The sequence below is a fragment of the Gardnerella sp. Marseille-Q9691 genome, from assembly GCF_046507715.1.
Lineage (GTDB): Bacteria > Actinomycetota > Actinomycetes > Actinomycetales > Bifidobacteriaceae > Bifidobacterium > Bifidobacterium greenwoodii.
Genome location: NZ_JBKFXI010000001.1, coordinates 663,549 through 686,204 on the forward strand (window position 1 = coordinate 663,549; position 22,656 = coordinate 686,204).

A 22,656-nucleotide genomic window follows, 5' to 3' on the forward strand; every position below is an offset into this window, starting at 1 on the left:
TATTACGTATGCACAGTTAATTGTTGAGCGTTTAATACGTATTTTGCTGTAGTCAAGAGATCAATTACATTGTGGATAAAACCTAGGTTTTAACCACAATAGAAAAGTTTGCTGGCAAAGTTGTTGCGCAAAGTTCATAGTTGTTATTACTGCGGCATTTCCTCGTGGCTGCGAAGCTCAGAGGCAATGATGGCTCTGTATTTCGGGGCTGAAATGGCTGCAGTCCAATTTGTGAAAGGACTATGAAATATGGCACAACAACAGTCAACCGTGACTATTAGTGGATACGTAGGTGCTGAGCCTGTAAGCTTTGGGCGAAGTGAAAATTCTCCGGCTTGTTCGCTACGAATCGCGAGCACGCAATCATATTACCGTAACGACGAGCAGCAATGGCATGAGCGTCCAACTACTTGGATGACTGTGAAAGCGTATAGGACTTTGGCTTCAAACGTGCTAAAAAGCGTTCATAAAGGCGATGCAATCGTTGTATACGGCAACTTGAGTACAGAAAGCTGGACAAAAGATGGAAACGATTATAATCGCGTAATTTTGGAAGCTTCTGCTATTGGACACGATTTAAATCGCGGAACTACGCAATTTACAAAAAGAAACGCTGATACTGCCAAAAACGGACAGACGAAAGACAGCAATCAGTCACAAAGCGAAAAAATAGAACGTACTGACTCTCACTCAGACAGCACGGACGACGAATATGGAGGTGATGCTGATATCTAAGAAAAACGTACAAATATTTTGCTCTTAGCGTGGTGGAGATTTGAGATTTTTCGCACTGAGCGCGGGGCGCTCGCGCAAATAACGCGCTCGCTACGAAACTCGCGTTGGAAGTCCCCCGGACTTCCAACTTAAGCGAGTTTCCGCTCCGAATTGCCTTCGCGCGCTACGCTTTAAGCGCTTCGGCAGGTCGTCGCGCGCAAGAATAGTAGTATTCCTGGCGGCAAATTGTAAAACAGGTCGTTACTTAAGCAAATCGTTTACGCGAGATACGATTCGAGCAGCAGCTTCGTCAACTGGAACTGCCTCAACGTCTGAGCCATCGCGATTGCGGATTTCAATAGTGCCATTGTTCACTGTATCGCGACCAGCAACAGCAATCAGCGGCACACCAACAAGCTCAGCATCCTTGAACTTTACGCCTGGAGAAACCTTTGGACGGTCGTCAAAGATTACTTCGATGCCCTGCTTGCTAAGCTCTTCAACAACCTTTTCAGCAGCGTCGAAAGCAACCTGATCCTTGCCTGTTGCAACAACATGAACTTGAGCTGGAGCAATTGCCATAGGCCATGCAAGACCAGCGTCATCGTGATGCGTTTCTGCCAAGCATGCAATTACGCGGCTAACGCCAATGCCGTAGCAGCCCATCCAAACCGGCACAGCCTTACCGTTTTCGTTAAGAACGCTTAAGCCCAAAGCCTTAGAATACTTTAAGCCAAGCTGGAACACCTGGCCGATTTCCACACCGCGTTCGAAGCTCAACGGACCGGAACCATCTGGGCTCATATCGCCATCGCGAACCTGGGCTGCTTCAACAACACCGTCCGCCTCAAAATCGCGGCCGTAAACAGCGTTGTAAACGTGCTTTCCGTCTTCGTCAGCTCCTGTAATCCAGGCGCTTCCCTTTGCAACGTGAGCATCCATCAAGTAGCGAACAGGATTTGCAATACCCCTACCCTCTTTGCGAGCTTGAGGACCTAATACGCTAAAGCCAATGTAGCCCTTAACAAACTCAGGATGAGACTTCAAATCATCCTCAGTTGCTTCTTCTATTTCCGCAGGAGCAAACTGAGCCTCGAGACGCTTCATATCTACCTGGCGATCACCTGGAATACCAATAGCAACGATTTCGCGCCATGGCTCCTCATGCTCTCCGCCTTCAGCGTCTGCCGGATGCTTAACAGCAATAATAAGGTTCTTCAAAGTATCGCTTGCTTGCCAATCGCGGCCATCTTCGCGAGGATGCAAATCGTTAGAAACTTTAACCAAAGCTTCAATCGTCTTAGCGTCTGGAGTTTCGAGAGCTTCTGCTGCAGGAGTTGCTGAGTAATCAACATCTTGCATTTCTGGAGTGGTAAGAGCCTCAACATTCCAAGCTTTTCCGGAAGGTGCGAGCGCAAAAGTATCTTCGCCAATTGGCATTGGAGCCAAGAACTCTTCGGAATCAGAGCCACCCATTGGGCCGGAAACAGCGTGAACAATCACGTATTTAATACCTAAACGGTCGAAAATACGAGCGTAAGCGGCACGCTCCTCAACGTAAGCAGACTTCAAACCATCTTCGTCAATCGAGAACGAATAACCATCCTGCATAATAAACTCGCGGCCGCGAATAAGGCCAGCGCGCGGGCGGAATTCGTCGCGATACTTCGTTTGAATCTGGTACAAAGTAACAGGCAAATCCTTGTAAGAAGAATACATATCCTTAACGAGAAGCGTGAAAACTTCTTCGTGCGTTGGAGCAAGAAGATAGTCAGCCTCATGACGATCCTTAAGACGGAAGATGTTGTCGCCGTATTCTTCCCAACGGTTTGTAGCCTCATAAGGCTCACGCGGAAGAAGCGCTGGGAAGTGAACTTCCTGCGCACCAATACCGTTGATTTCGTCGCGAATAATCGCTTGAACCTTATTTAAAACCTTAAGTCCTAGCGGAAGCCAAGTCCACACGCCTGGAGCAGATTTACGAATATAGCCTGCGCGCTGCATAAGTTTTGCGGAAGTCACGTCCGCGTCTGCAGGATCCTCGCGCAGCGTACGAAGGAACAGCTGAGACATACGAAGTACATTGGAATTCATGCGTTCCAATCTATTTGCGCATGAGGACATAAACACTTGTTTACGCACATCAACAAACAAGCCAAAGCAGCAACAAAAACCCAGTTAAAACTCCGGCAAATGTTTCCCAAATACGCAAAAACGACAACAAACGCCGTGTATATTCCCGGCAAATGTTCCACAAAACGGCCAAAACAGCAACAAACACCGGCAAATTCCCCGGCAAATGTTCCACAAAAAATCGCACTAAAACTCGTCGTCGAAAGAAAATTCGTCCGTAACGCCATCGCCGGCATTTTCAAAAAGATCTAACTCCTGCTGATCCGCAAAATCACCATCTGATTTTTTAGCAACAAACGCGGAAGCACTCTCGCTAGAAAGCAGCTCACTCGCGCGTCTTGAAGCATCGCGCAAAGATCCGTCAAGAAGTACAGCATCCGCCGAAACGCTAAACGCGCGCTCGTTAATACCCTCTAAGTAAAGACCTTGCAGATTTTCCACACGCGAAAGCGCTACGTAACCCATTCCAGGAGCGAAAGTTCTACGCAAATCCATTACCGCAGCATCAAGCGTCATACCTTGCGACTTATGAATCGTAATTCCCCACGCGCATCTAAGAGGCACTTGATTTACGCTGGCAAGAACCGTTTCGCCGTCCGTCATTTCCCACGCGGCAGGCTTAAGAGTCACAATATTTCCATTTTCAAACTCAACAATCGGCCATCCGCCTTTAGATTCAGGCGCAAAACGCAACACTCGCCCAACCGAGCCGTTTACATACTGCTTTTCCTGATCGTTTCGCAACGCCATCACAGCAGCCCCAGCCTTTAAAACTAAACGCTCCGGAGCAAGCATATTCTTTTTTAAGCGATCAACAAGATTTTTAGGCCCAGCTTCCGTTGCCACAAACTCGTGAGTATCAGCATCAATTTGCGCAAGTTTAGCATTATTTAAGCCATCTGCTTGCGAGTTCGTTGGGAAAAGATGCACTGCAACTTCGTCGTCTTGAGGATATTCGCCAAGACGGCTGGAAAGCACTTGCTTATCGTCATCACTTACTAGACCGCTACGAATATCTGTTAAAACGTCAAGTAACTTGCCGTCATCCTGACGATGCTGCTCAGTTAAGTAGCACACAACAGGTTTTAAAGCGTCCCATGCGAAAGATTCTGTAATATAGCCTTCCGGATTTTTGCCTGCTGCAGCATACTTTTCGCGCGAAGAAATAAACTCCGGGCTAGGTTCGAACACGTCGCGATTTCGCATAGAAGTGCTTACAGGCGGAAGCTGAAAAAAGTCACCCGAAATAACTACTTGGAGACCGCCGAAAGGAGCGGGATTTTTGCGCACTTTACGGCATACTTCATCAACCATGTCAAAAAGCCACGCGTGAATCATAGAAACTTCGTCCAGCACGAGCACGTCCGTGGCCTTTATACGCTTTCCGCGCCTAGATCTAATGGTTTTAAGAAGCGCATCTGTAAGCGCGTTTGAAACTCCAACACCACTCCAAGAGTGAATTGTTTGACCGTTTAAATGCGTTGCCGCAATGCCAGTAGAAGCAGTCACAGCAACACTTAAACCGTTCTTTCGCATTTCGCGAATAGCTTCGTTCAATACGTAGGTTTTACCTGCACCCGGAGCGCCGGTAATGAACGCGCTCGCGCCAGCGTCGATTATGGTTAAGGCTTCGGATTGCTTCATTGGCAGTACCTTTTATTGCGTTTAATACGTTTAGTAGTCGCGTTGTATTTAGTAATCGCGCTTTATTTAATATTCACTCTGTGTTTAGTCACGCTTTATTTAATAGTCACGCTTTTCTGCGGAATTTACGTCTTCTAGCGCTTCTCCGCGGCGTTCGTAGGCACGAAGCAAGCTCGTGCTTTCAATATGCTGCGCGCCGGCTTTTGCTTGGGATTCGTTTGGGCCTGGAGCTGGAACGAACATCATGTCGCGGTAGTAACGAAGCTCGTCAATCGACTCAATAATATCCGCGAGCGCGCGGTGACCGCCGTGTTTTGCCGGCTTATTGCGGTAAACGTCCGGGTAAAGTCTGCGCGAAATCTCTTTCAACGTACTTACGTCGATTACGCGATAGTGCAGATTTGCCATTAAATCCGGCATGTAGCGATCGAGGAACTTTTTGTCGGATCCGACTGAGTTTCCAGCAAGATGAGCTTTTCCGCGCTCTGGAAGGAAGCGCTTTACGTACTCAACTACCTGCTTTTGAGCTTCTTCTAGCGGCAAACCGTTTTTATTCCACTCGTCAACAAGTCCAGAAGAAGTGTGCATATTGCGCACAAAATCGTTCATATGAGCCACAGCAGCGTCGCTTGGCTTAATCACTAAATCAATTCCGTCGTCGAGAACTTTCAAATTAAAATCAGTTGGAACTACAGATACTTCGCATAATTCGTCATGGAAAATATCGAGTCCAGTCATCTCGCAATCAATCCAAATTAAGCGCGACTCTTCCGGCGTAAACGTAAGATCTTCCTTAGCTTCAGCCATTTTCGTTCCTTTCCTAATATTTTTTCGAACCCATCAGCCTACATCTTCATAAAGACTACTAGACCCTAAAATCACATCTCTGGCATATCAGAAAGTGAAATTCTAGAATATGCTCCATTTTTCTTATCTTCAGGGTGCGGCTCTAAACCGATAATAGTTATTGACATATGATCTGGACCATAAACCCAATACATTCTCATTGCACCACTTGTTTTATTCTCCAAGTAGGATTGCCAGACTCTAACACCATATCTATTTGTCAATTCTTCAATATCATGAGTATGCAATCCTGGATGCCTTGGATTTTCAGATAAGAGTTTCAGAGACTTTCCCAATTTCTTATAAAGAGAAAGATCCTTTTTACTTATATTTCCTTCTCGAAACTCTTTCTGCAGTCTTCCCCACATATTAGACATTTCTGGAATACCCATTCTAATATTGAAGTTCATTTCTTACTCCTAAAAGCCAGAAAGATCAACCGGTTCAGAGACTTTGTCAATTTTAAAATTGCGAATTGCTTCATCCATACTTTTAAGAGTTAGGGAAGATATACTTTTTGGAACAGTAAGCTCACGTGGCTCCAATAAAATACAACCATTATCGCATTCTTTAACATTGTAATAAGGGTATTTAGCACCGCGCAAAGTTACACGCTTTTTACTATCAAGACGAACGTCATAATCTTTCACTACTTCCACAAAATCACCTCATTTTTAGTGGGATATCCCACTAACTATACAATAATTTTATCCATTTTGTCAAAACAAAAAACGACGAAAAGCAGGCAAGTTGTAGATAACTTGCTTAACTTTTCGCCGTTTAATGCAAAAATCTTGCGATTTATACGCGATTTATACGCGTAACTTGCGCAACTTGCGATTTAGTTGTGGAAACCGCTGTAGTTTGGCGCTTCTGCAGTCATCACAATATCGTGAGGATGCGATTCGCGAAGACCAGCATCAGTAATGCGAATAAAGCGGCCGCGCTCCTGCATTTCCTTAATATTGTGCGCACCAACGTAGAACATGGACTGGTGCAAACCGCCGAGAAGCTGGTAAAGCACAGCGTTAAGTGGACCGCGATATGGAACTTCGCCTTCAACGCCTTCTGGAACCACCTTGTCGGAGCTGGTAACGTCTGCCTGGAAGTAGCGATCCTTCGAATAAGACTTCTTACCACGAGGAGCCATTGCGCCAAGCGAGCCCATGCCGCGGTAAAGCTTGTACTGCTTGCCGTGAAGAAGAACCTTTTCGCCTGGAGCTTCCTCGCAGCCGGCCAAAGTGCCACCGAGCATAACGGTGTCCGCACCTGCAACCAAAGCCTTAGCAATATCGCCGGAATAGTGAATACCACCGTCTGCAATGCATGGAATTCCAGCAGCCTTGCAAGCCTGAGCAGCGTCGTAAACTGCGGTAAGCTGAGGCACGCCAACGCCTGCAACAACGCGCGTAGTGCAAATAGAGCCTGGACCAACGCCAACCTTTACAGCGTCAACGCCAGCGTCAATCATAGCTTGTGCACCCTGGCGAGTTGCAATATTTCCGCCAATAATCTGCACACCATCAAAAGCCTTATCTGCCTTAATGCGGCGAATCATGTCAAGAGCCAAGCGAGCTTCGCCGTTTGCGGTATCAACCACAAGAACGTCAACTCCAGCTTCCATAAGCGCGCACGCACGCTGCCAAGCATCCCCAAGGAAACCAATTCCAGCAGCAACGCGCAAGCGGCCCTGATCATCCTTAGTAGCATCCGGATACTGCTCGGTCTTAACAAAGTCCTTAACAGTAATCAAGCCTGTAAGCTTGCCTTCAGAATCAACCAAAGGCAACTTTTCAATCTTGTTATCCGCAAGCAAGCGGTGAGCATCATCCTTAGAAATATCAGAAGGACCAGTGACGAGATTTTCACGCGTCATAACGTCCTTCACTTTCAAGCGATCGTAGTCTTCGGAAGCAATAAAACGCATATCGCGGTTGGTAATAATACCAACTAAACGATTTTCGCTATCTACTACCGGCAAGCCTGAAATATGGAAACGCCCGCACAATTTATCTAAATCGGCGAGCGTAGCATCTGGGTGAACAGTAAGCGGATCGGTAATCATACCCGACTCGCTGCGCTTAACAATATCAACTTGCGCAGCCTGATCATCAATAGAAAGATTGCGGTGAAGTACGCCAATGCCACCATTACGCGCCATAGCAATAGCCATATCAGACTCGGTAACAGTATCCATAGCTGCCGAAATAGTCGGTACTTTCATGGTAATTTCGCGAGTCAGACGAGTGGAAGTGTCCACTTCGGACGGAATAACATCAGTTTCGTTTGGAAGCAAAAGGACGTCGTCATAAGCGAGACCGAGCTTCTCGAAAATTGGTGGAACAGGAGAATACACGGATTCCGTGTTAATATCAGTTGTAGCCATAGGCTTACTATACGTTTTTGCTATGACGTTTGTCGAAACGCACCACAAAACGCTACGAATTGCGAAGCTCGGGCAGGCGGCGACGCAAGTACGGCATCATTGTGAGCACAGTAAGCAACGCAGCAGCAAGAATCATTCCAACAAGCACATACACAGCTTTAAAGAACAGAATCATAATAGAGCCAAACGCAATCAGCGCCGCCCATCCCCACAAAATCAGCACAGCACCTTGCACAGAATGCCCGATGCGCAACATGCGATGATGCAAGTGCATGCGATCCGGATGCATTGGCGACTGACCTTTAGCAACACGCCGCGTAATCGCCAAACACATGTCGAGAACCGGCAGGAACAGCACTAAAATAGGCAGCAAAATCGGCATAAATACAGGCAAATAAATACTCGTGTGAACGGCAGAAGGATCCAAATGTCCGGTCATAATAATTGACGCGCAAGTAATTAAGTAGCCGATTAGCATGGAGCCGGAATCGCCCATAAAAAGTTTCGCAGGATGCCAGTTGTGCAAAATAAAGCCGATACACATTCCCACCATTGCAACGTCGATAAGAGTTGCCATTGATGCGTAGGATGGCGACGTGCGCGCAAGAATGTATGAGTATGTTGCGAAGGCAATTCCGCCGATTGCGACGATTCCGGAAGCCAAGCCGTCTAATCCGTCTACAAAATTTACTGCGTTAATTGAGGCCACAATAAGTATGGCAGTTATTGCGATTGATACGCTTGGCGATGCCGTTACTAGGGAGCCTAGCGGCAAGGTTACAATTTGCAACCCTCCCCACGCAACGAACACGGCTATAAGCAGCTGACCGGCAAGTTTAAGCATCCAGTCTAAATCCCAAATGTCGTCGCATACCCCAAGCAGGCATATCATGACTGCTCCGGCAAGCACCACCCACGGCTGGTGAGTTCCAGCAAAAAGCCCGGAAATAAACGGCATGGAGCTTGCGAATGCCATGGCGACTGCGAAACCAAAAAGCATACCCACCCCGCCCATGCGAGGAGTCGGAATCGTGTGCACGTCGCGCGCGCGAACTTTGCCAACAGCACCCATACGGATCGCAAGGTGACGAACAAGCGGCGTAATCAGCCACGTAGCACCGCCTGCAATTGCTGCAATAAACAGGTATACCCTCATGAATGCGTCCTTTGCTATGCGATTACTTCGTTGGTTTTAGCAGCGTTTGCTAAATTTTCGCTTGCTTATTTTGATTGTAGCGATTTGTTAGTACCAGAAATTTAGTACCAGAAATAAGTTAATAAACTTACTCACTTAACGCATTACGAATTTCGCGCTCCGAAATCACACCTTCGCGCAAAATCGCAATACCGTCTTCGTCGTTTGAATCCGCGCCAACTACTGTGCTTGCCACATGCGAGCGAGTTGGACCTGCGTTCAAATACAGCGGAATTTCGTTACCGAAAGCCGCAAACGCTTCTTCCACACTGTCTGCACTTTCGTTACCACTGCGATTCGCACTAGAAGCAGCCAAAGGGCCGGTAACTCGCAAAATTTGCATTAATTCCGGGCAATCCGGCACTCGCACGCCTTGAGTTGCTTCAGCTTGGATTTTGTTTTGCTCACTGCTCTCATTCGTTTTGCACAGCGTTGCAAGATTTGAAGCAACCGAGCCTTTCTTCGCGCGCGCAATCGGAGAATATCCGCCCGGAAGGAACTTTTTGCCTAAAATATCCAGTGGAAACGGCAAATACAGGCCAAGTTTTTCTAAATCTTCCACTCCGCTCATTAAAATTTGCAGCGCCTTCGTGCGCGGCCTGCGCTTAAGCTCGTAAATTTTGGCAACAGCGGCTTCATTGAACGGATCGCATGCAACGCCATACACGGTGTCTGTTGGCACTACGATTACACCGCCTTCGTTAATAATTTGCGCTGCCATTTGCAGGGATTCTTCGTTGATATTGCAAATTTTGCTCATTTTTGCCTCTTTTATTGCTTTTTTTATTTTGCTTATTTTGCTTATTTTATTCTGTTTGAGTCAAGTTTTATTTTTGATTAAAATTTTACTTTTCCGCAAAAGTGTACCGCGGTCTGCCAGTTAAGTCGTTTCCAACGCGCTCACGCGAAAAGCCTACGCTTTCCGCATACTTTTTAAGCGCATCTCCTTGCGAAATATCGTGCTCCATAACCATCGCTCCCCCGGGCTTAAGAAGCGCAAAAGCCACACGCATAATCTGCTCCGGAATAAGCAAGCCGTCCGCAGAGCCGCCATAAAGCGCAACCGGCGGATCATACTCTCGCACTTCAACCTGTTCTGGCACTTGACTTTCCGGTACGTAAGGCGGATTCGTTATTACTAAATCTACTTTGCCACAAAGCGCGTGAAGTTCCGGCGTACAATCCGAAATATGCGCTTTGGTTGCGTCTGCAAGCACAGCATGATAGCGACTGAAAATCTGAATATTTTCCCACTTTTTTGCAGTTTCTTCAAAATTTTTTCGCAAATATTGGAAAGCTTCAGGAGATTTTTCTACAGCCCATACTTGCGCGTCTGCAACTTCTGTTGCAATTGACAATCCTATTGCGCCCGATCCTGCGCATAAATCGACTACCGTAGGCTTGCTAATACCAGACTCTCTAAGCCAATCCAATCCAGCTTCAACAACAATTTCCGTTTCCGGCCGCGGCACAAAAACGCCTTTGCCAACTTGCAAATCCAAGTAGCGAAAAGGCGCGCGACCAATAATATGCTGCAGCGGCTCGCGCGAAGTACGCCTATAAACAAAATCGCTATATTTACTAGCATAATCGGGCGAAAAATCGGTTAAATCGCCAAGTATTAGCGCCTTGTTCAGCTCAGCTAAGCTTACGCCGCAAGCTTTAGCCAGCAGCAAACGCGCGTCATATTCTGCAGACTCCACGCCTGCTTCACGAAGACGCGCAATAGCATTTTGCAAAAGTTCGCGCATTTTAAGAACCGTTTAGAAATTTTACTTAGTTTACTTAAGTTACTTACTTAACGTACTGACTTAACTTACTTAACTTAATCGGCTACTTACTTGGCTTGCGCTAAGCGGTCAGCTTCATCCGCCTGAATATCGCTGTCAATAACCGGCTGCAAGTCGCCGTCAAGAACCTGGTCAAGATTATAAGCTTTGTAATTCGTACGATGATCCACAATACGATTTTCTGGGAAATTGTACGTGCGGATTCTCTCGGAACGGTCGAGCGAGCGCACCTGCGAATGGCGCATATCCGCCGCTTCCGCCGCTTCCTGCTCGTGCTTCATGGCAAGCAAGCGCGACTTTAACACGCGTAAAGCTGCCGCACGGTTTTGAATCTGCGACTTTTCATCCTGCATGCTAACAACAATTCCAGTTGGAATATGCGTCATGCGAACCGCGGAATAAGTAGTGTTCACGGACTGTCCGCCAGGGCCGGAGCTCATGAAAATGTCGATTTTCAGATCTTTTGGATCGATTTCGATTTCGTCGTCATCTTCGTCTGCTTCTGGGAACACGATTACGCCTGCTGCGGAAGTCTGTATGCGCCCCTGCGATTCCGTAACTGGGATTCGCTGCACGCGATGCACTCCGCCCTCATACTTCATACTTGCCCACACGCCATCTTCTGGAGCAGGCGTGCCTTTTGCGCGAATCGCAAGCTGCACGTCTTTTACGCCGCCAAGTTCCGTTGAATTTTCGCTTTGAATTACGGTAGTCCAGCCGCGCTTTTCCGCGTAACGCATGTACATACGCAATAAATCGCCAGCAAACAAAGCCGCTTCTTCGCCGCCTGTGCCAGCTTTAATTTCCATAATCATATCGCGCGCATCATCCGGATCCCTAGGAATTAGCGCCGTGCGTAGCTTTTCTTTTGCTGCTGGAAGCTGCTCTTCTAAGCGCTTAGCTTCTTCTGCAAAATCTGGGTCGTCGCTTGCCATTTCGTTTGCGGCTTCAAAGTCGTCGCAAAGCTGTTTGTAATTTAGGTAAGCGTTTACGATTGAGCCGAGTTCTGCGTGCCTACGGCCGAGTTTTCGAATAGCATCCGGGTTTGACGCAACTTCCGGGCTTCCCATACGACTTTCAATATCGCGATACTCTTCTAACGCGGTAACTGCTGCCGGGAATTGTTCATCTACTGACTCAGCCATCATATTCCTTAAGTTAAAAATATTTAATTTAGCACATAAAACGCCAGCCCCGATTCCGCGAGTTACACGAAAGCAGGGCTGGCGTCATAAAAGCTACTTAGTCTTCTTACCGTAGCGCTTCTCGAAGCGAGCCACACGACCGCCGGTGTCGAGAATCTTCTGCTTGCCGGTATAGAATGGGTGGCACTTTGAGCACACGTCAACCGTCATGTGATCGCCATCAGCGGTGGAACGAGTTACGAAAGTGTCTCCGCAAGAGCAGGTAACCTGCACTGCGTGATAATCGGGATGAATACCCTGCTTCATAATGTCTCCTATGGAATTCGGGCGACCCGGGTCGCAAAGCCCCAATAGCTAAGCGTGAACCGGAACCTTCGTTATTCTAGTCACCACCCTCGACGCATTTAGTTATTCTTTATCTTCACGCTTACGATGATGCTTTCCAACGAATCCAACTAAACCAACAGACGCTAACAGGCTGGCAATTATTGCAGATTGCGCAACATTACTACCAGTTTTAGCGAGCGCAGGCTTAGCAGGTGCAGGCTCAGAATGCTCTTTAGTCTCCGGCTTTTGTGCAGCGCAAGACTCAGAGTCGTTACACTCACAAACCTCAAAAGGCAAAACAGGAGCGCTAGGAGCAGAAGGAATAACAACTGGCGGCTGCGGAGCTGGCTGCGGCTCAGGCTCTGGAGTTGGCGGAGTTGGTACAGGCGCCGGAGACGGCTTTGCCGAATCCACTACGTCAATATACACAACAATCTCCGCACGACGCCCATACTGGTCAACAGTTGTAAACTTAACTTCCACTTTAGGCTTGCCATCCACAATCTTAGGCGTACCAGAAATCTTGCAAGTAGCGCCTGTGCAAGAAGGAAGAAGGCCATTAGAGCCGGGAAGACTATTAGGAGTCAACGCATTAATAGGACTATTAATACCATCTACACTAACAGTCGTATTCCCACTCGAATTCTCCGTTAAGTTTGTAAGCGTAAACGTTGCAGGAATACCCGAAACCGCAGAACTTCTAAACTCAAACATCATAGGCTTCATAAGCTCGAAATTTGCAGTAATAGTGATTTCTTTCTTTGGCTTAGCTGCAGGAATAGCATACAAATCCACACCAGCATCGTCAAAGAGCTTCTTCAAATCTTGCAAAGTCGAGCTACGCAAAAGCCTAATTTTAGCTGCAATATCAGGCCTTTCCTTTTCTTCTGCGACTTGCATAAGAAGCTCGCGCTGTTCTTCCGAAGCGTAATCTTCTTCGTTGACCGTAAAGTCTGGAATCTTAACATCTTCCTTAGCAGATTTTATAAGACTCTTGAAAGCTTCCAAGGAAGATTTGTGGCTAGCGCGAATAATACTAGCTACGTAATGTAAGCCGTTAATATCCGCAAACTGCGCTAACGCTTCTTTCTTCTTATCAAAAGTAAGCTTGTCATATTCAGCTAAGTCTATTCCATTATCCTTTAACTTATTACGCAAATCGGTTAAGGAATCATTAGACTTACTAATTTCGCCGGCAAGTTTTTCATTTCCAGCTTCTTTAGCAAGTTTTACAAGCAAAGCTTTTTCACGAGCATTCTCAACGATTTCATCAACATCAATGCCTTTTTCTGTAAGCATATTCTTAATATTTTGCAATGAACCGTTAGACTTACGAATTACAGAAGCTAAATCAGTATTACCCTTACTTTCTGCAATCCTAGCTAATTCTTCACGCTTAGCATTGTAGACTTGCTCCGCGCGACTCTTTCGCGCTTCGTTCAGCAGATTTTGCAAAGCAGCAAGCGTAGAGTTATGCGAATCACTAATCAGCTTTGCAACATAGTGCATTCCGTCAATCTTAGCCAAACGAGCCAAAGCTTCGCGCTCTTCTGCCGTAGCATAATGATTGTCTGTAACATCAATCTCATTAACAGTCCAATCCTTGAACACGTAACCATTATCTGCAAGCACATCTGGAACCTGCATAAGCAAATCAGTAGCGTCGTTTCGCACCCAATATACTGAAACTGGCTCGCCTCCAGCATTTTCAAGAGGCGATTTTTGCAAACTTCCGCCCTTGCCGGCTACGTACGTCACCTTCGTGTAGTTCTTTTCTATGAACTTAGCTGCAGCAGTGCCTTCAGCTGGCAAATCGTTATTTGCAATAACTTTTGGCAAAACGTACACGCGCACAGGCAACTTAGTTGTAACAGTTTTTTGTTTACCGCCAGAATCAGTTTCATCAATAGGCTTAGTGACATTCACCATAATTGTTGAAATTCCAGGCTTTGAAAGATCAACCGTAGAGCTATCATCTACAGATACACTCACTCTAGGGTCAGTGTTATGTACGAGCTTATTAATGTTTGGAATACCCTCACCAACGCCAATAACTGTTTCTGGAATCTTCACATCGTCAACGCCATTTTGCTCAGCAACGAAGATGTGCGGCTTGCTAATATCCCAATTGTCATGTAAGAGTATGTTTGACTTACGACTCTTTGCATCATACATTTGCCACTTTGTAAAACCGGAAAGCGTTGCAGCAGTGTCGCTTGCAACCTTCTTAGCAAACTTAATATTATCTTCTTTATCTTTTCCGTGACGAATATACAGCAGCTTTGGCTTATACGAACCGTCAGCCCACGTTCTGCCAAATCCTGGAAGGAATATGGTCGCAACGTAACCGTCTGGAATCTCGTCTTGCTGGGAAGCGTCAATTACGTTCTCTACGCGCTTATAAACCGCTTGATACGTAGTGTCAGCTTCATACGCACTTTTCAATATGCTTGAGCTTTGCAAAATTTCGTCTGACTTAACGTTATCAGTAGTAAGAGTCTCAGCACTACTGTTATCTTTTGTAAAGCTAGCAAGCTTCTTCCAACCAACGAACTCGTAATGGTATCCATCAGCGTCATAATCCTTGCCAATAGCCTGCGGTGCACGCACACCAGAAGTCTTGTTCGTATGTGCGTAGAACAAAGTGCGAGAACCTTTAGCCATAGTTCCATAACTATTATTCGTAATGAAGTTAACCTTCTTATACTCACTAGCTATTTTGTCATGCTCATTTTTATCATCTTCAGTTGGACTAGTGCCAAGATCATTTACATTTTCACCGTAAATCAAGTCGTGCATTACTTTAAGCTTGCCAACAGTCTTATAGTCAACGGTGTCCGCGTCACTATAAGTCACACTAACTATTAACGGAACAGTGTAAACGCCAGCTTTATCAATAGTTGGAGCAGTAGATGCATACTTTACATCAATTTTCTTAACATTTGGATTCTTATTATCGCCGTCAAAAACAGCATAATTAGCAATGTAATCTTTTGGCTCTGGAAGAGTACTTTTATCTCCACGAATTGCAAGCAAAGTATCATTTCTAGCATCTGGAGTAGCTAAAGGCTCCTGATCTGCCACGAACTCTTGGAATGATTCATTGACAATCCACTTGCCTTCAGACTCAGCAACATTTGGAATGGTGTCAACCTTAATACCATCGTTACGCATACTGCTTCTAGACCACTTACCAGTAGCACCAGTTAGCTGACTATTAAGCCAGTCTAATGCTTTACTTCCGTTTTTTGTAATCTTTTCAAGATCAGTACCCTTCTTTACGTAGAACACTTTAGGACCACTTGTGTCATCATTCCACTTTCGTCCTGGCGCAGGCTTGAAGATTGCAACTACAGCATCCTTAGGAACTTCACCGCCGTCGGACGAACTCGAGAAGTATTCAATCTTCTTGTAAACAGCGTGGTAAGTTTTGCCGGAATTATCGTCAACCTTAACATTAACATCTTTATAACGACCTTCAGAATCGATATCGTACTTCTGTTTTGGCTTCGGATTCTCAGTAGTCGGTTCTACAACCTTAGTTGCCCAACCCTTAAACACATAGTGGTAATTATCTCTGCTGTGATCCTTACCGAATGCTTGCGGCACGCGGATTCTAACATCCTTACCTTTGTAAACGTAAGCAGTTAGCGTAGTTGTTCCGACAGTAGAAGGAGTAGTGCCAGTCGTATCGTGACCAATAATAGTGCCTTCATCGTTCTTGCCAGTAAAGGTGATAGGCGCGTAGTCGTTAATATGATCTTTACCGTAATCGCTTTGGCTAAACTTCTCCCAATCGCTTGCGTACACCAAATCCGGCAGCACACGGTACAGCACTTCAGCTTCAGCAGTATTTCCATCAAGATGCACTTGCACTTTAATCTTGTGCAAACCTGGAGTTTTATCGAATGTTGCGCCGCCAGCAAAGCTGAAAGTAGCATCATTCGGATACTCATCAGCATTCGTTATAAGCTTCTTAGCATCACTACTTGTAGTACTAATATTCTCAGTTGGCGTAAGCACTTGCGGAGCTGTAGCAACGGGAGCTTTTAGCTTGAAGTTAGCGGTGTAAATTACTTCAGGGCTGTTCTGCTCTTCGGAGCGTTTCGGCAAACGCGTTAAGCCGGTAGCATAATCAAGCTTCGCAGAGCCAGGGGCATACGAACCGATTTGCGAAGTCCAACCAGCAAACTCAAATCCAGGCTTCGCTTTAACTGTTGGAAGCGGCATCTGATATGCCTTCGTGCCCTTAATCGCATCGTACACAAGAGCAGAGCCGTCAGCTACATTGTTGTTCTGCCAGTCAACAACGCTACCCATAGAGCCTTGCTTATCATCCACTTTGAACACGTAGCGCGTGTAGTTGGTTGGACGAACTTGAGTATCGTCCTTGCGCTTAAGCACACGAACGTCATCGTATTTGAAGATGATTTCAGGGATACCATAAGTCTGCTTGCCGTCGCTATCAGTAGTATAAGTAATATTCTGCTGCGTATTTTTTGGCATAAAGCCAGGAATTGGCGTGTAGAACGCCACGTCGTGCTTTTGGTTTACAGAACTTACTGTTTTATCTGGAAGTAACGTTTTGCCATTTTGATCTACATACTTAATTGTGTACTTGCGAGTATTGTACGTTTGATAAACAAACTCGCCAGTATTCTGGCTCTCGTTACTCGAGGCTTCAAAGCTTGTGAAATGCTTATCTGGGAAGTGCGTTTCGTCACTGTAGACTGCTTCCGCATTGTAGCGCAAATGATCGCGCAAGCCGGAAACCGTTTGAGTAGAAACGTGGTCCACCATCGCGGCTTTGGCTGATTCATCAGCATTCTTATAGTCAGCAAACGTATACCCAGGCTTTAAGAATATGTGATTAAAAGTGCCATTGTAGCGAGTATCCTTAATCCACACGGCTTTAAGCGTTATATCTTCTACTACCTTGTTGCCAAAAGCGTACGGCAAAGTTGTGCCGTTCTTAGTAATTTCCCAACCGTAGAAGTCGTAGCCCTTGCGAGTTGGAACCTTTATATCCTCCTTTTCGTCAATAACATGGTAGTGATTGAACTCCAACTTTTTAACTACGTCAGAATTTACTACTTCTTTGCCGTTTTTGTCAGTTTCAGGCATATCATAGTCAAGCGTTACAGTGTGCTTAATACCTTCTGGCTTACCCCACGCAGCATAAAGCTTAATGCCGTTGACTGGCACTGTAATATCTTTGTCTTCGCCATTTATAAACCGAGTGCCGGCTTGATCAACAGCCCAGCCTTTAAACACGTAGTCTTTTGGCAAATTAGCAGGGCGAACGATGGAGTAAGTTTTGCCGTTAAGCTTGAAAGTGTACTTGCCATCGAACTGCTTAGAAATATCGTTAGCATCGTCTTTAGTTACAGAAGCATCGTAAGACTTAACGTTGCCACCGTCGTAGTACAAGTCTGCATCTTCGCCCGTCAATTTAGCATTGCCGCGCTTAGTCAAGCTATACTCAAACGGCAGTTTTTCTGTAGCAGCGACATTGTCTTTTGTTATAGCATTGCCGTCCGCATTATAAAACTGCACAGCGTACGACTGGCGGTTGTATTTAAATACAAGGTAGCCGTTTTGCTCTTTTTCTTCTGAGTCTTCGCCTACACCAGCTAAGTGATCACGGAAGCCTACATGATACTTTTCCTTAAAAGCTTCTTTCACATCATCATCTAAATCATCCCATTCTGTTTTTTCAGCATCTTTTTTATATTCAATAGAAAGTTCATATAGTTCTGGTAATTTATCATAATCAAAATCACCATTATCATATAGATCTATACGACCCTCTTTTTTAACAGAGTTAAAACCAGCTATGGATGAAGACTTATGAAGGTATTCCGTGCTTTCAGTATCATCTTTTCTATACGAATCTGTTGAAAGCACATAATCATCATCGCCTGGAACATTGCCTTTTTTAGCAGAGGAAATACTTTGCTTTTCAATGATTACCTGAATAGGAATAACCTGGCTCTTATTGGAATCAGCTGTAAGCAGACGCTGATTATCTTTTAGCTCGTATGTACTATCTGGATCACTATCAGGATTATCGCTAATTTTAGGCGCTTTCTTATCACCCACTACACGCCAACGAGGGTCAGCAAATTCTTCTTTAGTAAAACGATACGGAGGAGTGTCACGATACTTTACTTCCCCTGCATATCCAATCTGCCACCCAAGAGAGCCTGCAGTTTCATTAAAATCTAATTCATTTACATCAGGCCAAATATCAGTAAGCTTTTGACCGTAACGAACATTTACGCGGTAACCTTTATGGTTAATTGTATTGTCATCATCATCTTTGTCTCTTTTATCATACTTATCTGAGCAATTGCCGCCGCCAGCATAGCAATAAATAGTTGTGTTTCCATGCTCGTCTTTTCTTTTTATAGCAGCATTGTTACCATTAACTACTCCAGCAGGCTTAGCAAAAATAAGCTCGTAAGTCTTGCGGTCGTAAACTAAGTTAAGAGTGTTGTTTAAGTCGTCCGCGCAAAGCTTCGATTTACTGCGTTTGCCTAAATCTGAGCGGCCCGGCACAAGATAATGTTCCTCAGTGTTAAGCTTTTTAGTAAGCTCCTTATTCACGTGGAAGTAGCGCGTGAAGTTATCTTTATAAACTCTTTCGCCCTTAGCATTTACAGTATAATTTTTTGGATCATCAGGATTCTCAGTATCGTACCCATCTAAGTCTGTTACATGCGTATCGTTCATCCAGTTGAACTTTTCAATTAAGCCGTCTTTGTATTTATTCGCTTTTGTACCCTGCAGCTCTTCTTTCGTTAAGCCGAGTTCCGGGTTTTCTACATAATCATCTACGCTTTCGCCATTAAGCTTACTAGTATCATTAGCAACGCCAGCATCATCCATATTATCAAGCGCAACGTCACTATCAGTTTGCACATTCTTGCGCTCAACAAGACCAACAAAGTCGTAGTTTGCAAGCGACTCTGGATGCTCTTTATCAACCAAATCCGCCTTTTGCACCCACACGTTCACGCGGTAGCTAGTAGTATTGTTCGCTTCCCAATTAGCGAGGAATTGCACATTGTGATCCGGCATCTTGTAGTCATCAAGAGAAACAATATCATTCCTAGCATAAAGCGGATCAATCTTTTTGCTAGGATCTACTACAGACCAACCCTTAAATGTGTAGCCACGCCTAGTTGGCGTTGCAACTTTTGGCACAGGTTGCTGGTAATACACTTTTTGAGCAGTAACATCCGTGCCGCCAACAGAATCATAAGTAACTTCATACGCTTTACGGTAGTAGCGAAGGTTCAAAACCAACTTGTCTTTTTCATCCGCAGAATCCGAAAGCGGCGAGCTAATAAGATTATGCTCCGGTTCATAGCCTGGAATATACGTTGAAACAGCACTAACATCTGAACCAACCGTGCCAGTAATCTCCGTAACGTGAATATTCTCAGAAGTGCCATCCTTATGCTTTACAGTAATTACTTTACCTATACCCAAATTCGGAGCATCGTGGAACTCATCCTTATGATCGAGATCCTGCACCAAATGACGCACATAGTACTTAGCTGTTTTAGGAGCGTAGTTGATGTTCAACTCGCCGTAGTACTGAATGCCGTCATCTGAACCCGACTGCGTAGACGATGTATTCTGCGAAGTTTGCGCACTGTTGTTGCTTTCAACAGCCTGCCTTTTCTTCACAGCATAATCAGTAATCAGCTTCTTATTCAAACGCAAGTAGCGAATAGCATCCGCATTCGTACCGTCGTCAATAACGAACTTGCTGTTATCTCCCTCACCTTTTTTAACGTAGTACTGGTAATCACCAGAATGATATACGGATGGGCGGTATCCAGCAGCCTTTGGAAGCTCAATGTATTCGTAATCTTTATCAAGATTGTTTAGCTTACCTTCGTCAATCGTAAGCTCGTACGGCTGCACAAGCTGCTTATTCGCAGCACCGCCAATCGTATAGCGAATTTGCAAATTGTATGTAGCTTTTGGCTTTTTGTCAGTTTGCACCTGATCGTTGGCAGTTTGCTGGTCACCGGCCGTTGGATTCTGCTCATTCGGCTTAATTACCTGGCTATTTGGATCAGTTGCTGCGTTAGTTGTGCCAGCGTTCTGTGTGCCAGCGGCCGGTGTAGAAGAAGGTAAAGTCGTTGGCTGATTGTTCGAAGTAGACCGAGGCTCTGGAGCAGGTGTTGAGCCAGGAGTTGAAGGCGTAGCGCTTTTATCTTCGCCTGTGGCGCCTGTAGTTGCACCGTGTGTATTGGTTTGCGAACCTTGAGCAGAGCTTTCTGCACTTCCTTGTGCAGTTGTAGCTGCACTTGGCTTAGCTGCAGTTCCAGAACCTGTACTTGTAGGAGTTACAGGAGCAGACTGTGCAGGTGTATTAGCTGCAGGAGCCGCAGTCGTAGATGTAGGCGCATTATTTGCAGGAGTCGCAGCAGAAGATGCAGTCACGCTTGCCGCAGAAGGTACACTACTCCCATCGGCAGCACTATCACCGCCATCAGCAGACCTAGGCTTACGCACTTTGGGCGTGCTTGCATCGCTTGCTGTATTCGCATTTTCTGCGTGAGTGCTTGCAGGTTGTGCATTTGTATTCTGCTCAGTTGCAGGCTTCGAGCTTTCAGCATTTACAGACTGCTCAGCTGCAGGCTGCTTATTTTCAGACGTATTAACTTCACCAGCATTTACTTCCGGTTGCTTTACTTCTGCTGGATTCTTTTCATCTTGTTTTGCAGTTGGCGCTGATTCTGGCTTTGTAGTCGGTTGCACAGGTTGATTCACTGCAGGAGTATCAACTGGCTTTACTTCTGACTGCTTAACTTTCGCAGACTCAGAGGACTGAGCACTAGCTGGTGGATTAGCCGATTCAGTAGCACTTGCTGTATTTTCTGAAGAAGTAACATTTGCCTTTGAGCCTGAAGCTGTATTTTTAATTTCAGACGTCTTTGTAGGCGTAGCAGACTTATCGCCGTTAAAATCCTCAGAAGAAATTGCAGTCTGCGTATTCTGAACGTTCTCAACATTTTCACGCTGCTTTTGCGCTTCAATCTCACGCCGCGCAATTTCCACAAAAGCCTTAGTCTGCCTGCTTTCTCTTCTAGCTCCTACCCCCCAGCGAAGCATGTTAAGCTCTTGCGATCGCGAGTTACCCTTGCCAGCTTTACTAACAACATTTGCACTATCAACAATATTTTGCTGGTTAATCTGCAATGCAGAAGCCGCCGCGGACGGAAGCATCATGGCTAAAGTAGAAGCAACAGCAACGCCAGCAACACCGCGATTAAAACGAGCAGGTTTTACTGCCGTAGCCTTTAGCGACGTAGTCTTTTTGGCGTTCACAGCTTTTTTAGCATTAGGATTTTTATTAGCCTTCTCAGCTTTATGAAGTGCTCTTTTAACCGAACCACCACGCAAATCCTTGCTAACAGCCATTACTTCTCCTTAATCCAACCAATATAAATTTGTAGAATATTACGCCCAAATCTCATATAAATTATAACGTATACACTATACACCTGTAGAGTATGCATTCACAAAATAAACAATTGTTTAACGTGCTTAAAAGTCATAAATAAGCAAATCCGCACAATTCCTTGAATCTTCCAAACGTCATATTATAACTACATGTATTAGCATTATACCCCCCCCCCATCAAACTTTTTATAATTGTACTTTTATGCAATACGAATCATTTATATATAGCAGCTTGCGCACAGCAATTTGCGCATTGTAAGTTGCGCACAGCAACTCACGCACAACAACTCACGCACAACAACTCACGCACAACAACTCACACACAGCAACTCACACATAGCAACCGCGCAGAATATGTTGTACTATAATAAAGTCTGCTTTAATGCAGCAATTATTTGAAAATTCAAAAGGGGTCGATCGGTTTCGACGGCGATCTGTTCGCCGCGGGGAAGCGTGCCGAGAATGCGAAAGTCCACTCGTAAACGTCCTTTCGCAAAAGAATAAGTGCTAAATCTAATCGCACTGAGTTCGCTCTCGCTGCCTGAGCTTCGCGCCAGGATTAACCAGTGAGCAGCCGCTCCGTTCACCCACTCACGTCTTCGGGGTGGTGCTGAACGTCATTAGAAGACTTGCTTGAATTGCCGAGCTGCAGGGCAATTCAGGGACTTTTACTGTAGATATGCTCGCCATGAATTGTCTGCGATAACATGGGGGCAGAAAAACTGCCGCACGGCCAGCAGACTACGCACGTAGAAGACCGAGGGTACGGTCACCGGACCGGGGTTCAATTCCCCGCGACTCCACAAACGCAATAACGCCACCGCTTAAACAGTGGCGTTTTTTGTAGCAAAAGCCAATGTTTCCAATGCCTTAGACTCAAGAACTTTTAATATTGAATTGTGCAAAATAACACATTTTGATACAATATAATACATTATGAAAGGCGTTGCGGAAGGCGTCAAAAAATCAAGATGCAATAGTTGACGCCTC

At 45.5% G+C, this 22,656-nt stretch carries 13 protein-coding genes and 1 other RNA gene; 2 read left to right on the forward strand and 12 right to left on the reverse strand.

Going from position 1 to position 22,656, the window contains the following annotated elements:
* Positions 1–249: 249 nt before the first annotated feature.
* The gene (locus ACLD6A_RS02675) at positions 250–735 is read left to right on the forward strand and encodes a single-stranded DNA-binding protein (RefSeq protein ID WP_102694603.1); all 486 of its coding nucleotides are present in this window, start codon (positions 250–252) and stop codon (positions 733–735) included.
* 240 nt (positions 736–975) lie between these two features.
* Here the strand turns inward: ACLD6A_RS02675 and ACLD6A_RS02680 are convergent, their stop codons facing one another.
* The 12 genes from ACLD6A_RS02680 to ACLD6A_RS02735 all read right to left on the reverse strand — a co-directional run bounded on the left by ACLD6A_RS02680 (position 976) and on the right by ACLD6A_RS02735 (position 21,624).
* Complete coding sequence (locus ACLD6A_RS02680; RefSeq protein ID WP_410313514.1) at positions 976–2,808, reverse strand: proline--tRNA ligase; 1,833 nt, start codon at positions 2,806–2,808, stop codon at positions 976–978.
* A gap of 225 nt (positions 2,809–3,033) precedes the next feature.
* Positions 3,034–4,491 carry a PIF1 family DEAD/DEAH box helicase gene (locus tag ACLD6A_RS02685; RefSeq protein ID WP_410313515.1) on the reverse strand — a complete coding sequence of 486 codons (1,458 nt, stop codon included), beginning with the start codon at positions 4,489–4,491 and terminating at the stop codon, positions 3,034–3,036.
* Between the two features lie 99 nt (positions 4,492–4,590).
* Positions 4,591–5,298: an oligoribonuclease gene (orn, locus tag ACLD6A_RS02690; protein WP_410313516.1), complete on the reverse strand. Its 708-nt coding sequence runs from the start codon at positions 5,296–5,298 to the stop codon at positions 4,591–4,593.
* A 71-nt stretch (positions 5,299–5,369) separates the two neighbouring features.
* Positions 5,370–5,747 carry a hypothetical protein gene (locus tag ACLD6A_RS02695; RefSeq protein WP_410313517.1) on the reverse strand — a complete coding sequence of 126 codons (378 nt, stop codon included), beginning with the start codon at positions 5,745–5,747 and terminating at the stop codon, positions 5,370–5,372.
* 9 nt (positions 5,748–5,756) lie between these two features.
* Positions 5,757–5,996, reverse strand: a complete 240-nt coding sequence (locus ACLD6A_RS02700) for a hypothetical protein (RefSeq protein ID WP_410313518.1) — start codon at positions 5,994–5,996, stop codon at positions 5,757–5,759.
* Positions 5,997–6,178: 182 nt separating this feature from the next.
* Positions 6,179–7,723, reverse strand: coding sequence for an IMP dehydrogenase (gene guaB, locus ACLD6A_RS02705; RefSeq protein WP_410313519.1), 1,545 nt, complete (start codon positions 7,721–7,723; stop codon positions 6,179–6,181).
* Between the two features lie 52 nt (positions 7,724–7,775).
* The gene (locus ACLD6A_RS02710) at positions 7,776–8,879 is read right to left on the reverse strand and encodes an MraY family glycosyltransferase (protein WP_410313520.1); all 1,104 of its coding nucleotides are present in this window, start codon (positions 8,877–8,879) and stop codon (positions 7,776–7,778) included.
* A gap of 127 nt (positions 8,880–9,006) precedes the next feature.
* Positions 9,007–9,678: an L-threonylcarbamoyladenylate synthase gene (locus ACLD6A_RS02715; protein ID WP_410313521.1), complete on the reverse strand. Its 672-nt coding sequence runs from the start codon at positions 9,676–9,678 to the stop codon at positions 9,007–9,009.
* Positions 9,679–9,763: 85 nt separating this feature from the next.
* A complete protein-coding gene (prmC, locus tag ACLD6A_RS02720; RefSeq protein WP_410313522.1) occupies positions 9,764–10,669 on the reverse strand; it encodes a peptide chain release factor N(5)-glutamine methyltransferase in 906 nt (301 codons plus the stop codon).
* Positions 10,670–10,755: 86 nt separating this feature from the next.
* Positions 10,756–11,853, reverse strand: coding sequence for a peptide chain release factor 1 (prfA, locus tag ACLD6A_RS02725; RefSeq protein WP_004136908.1), 1,098 nt, complete (start codon positions 11,851–11,853; stop codon positions 10,756–10,758).
* A 93-nt stretch (positions 11,854–11,946) separates the two neighbouring features.
* Positions 11,947–12,159 (reverse strand): 50S ribosomal protein L31, encoded by a 213-nt coding sequence (gene rpmE, locus ACLD6A_RS02730; protein ID WP_004113085.1) that lies wholly within the window; start codon positions 12,157–12,159, stop codon positions 11,947–11,949.
* Positions 12,160–12,261: 102 nt separating this feature from the next.
* On the reverse strand, positions 12,262–21,624 hold the full coding sequence (locus ACLD6A_RS02735) for an InlB B-repeat-containing protein (protein ID WP_410313523.1): 9,363 nt from the start codon (positions 21,622–21,624) through the stop codon (positions 12,262–12,264).
* A 451-nt stretch (positions 21,625–22,075) separates the two neighbouring features.
* Here ACLD6A_RS02735 and ssrA point away from each other — a divergent pair.
* Positions 22,076–22,472: a transfer-messenger RNA gene (gene ssrA / locus ACLD6A_RS02740) on the forward strand.
* Positions 22,473–22,656 lie beyond the last annotated feature (184 nt).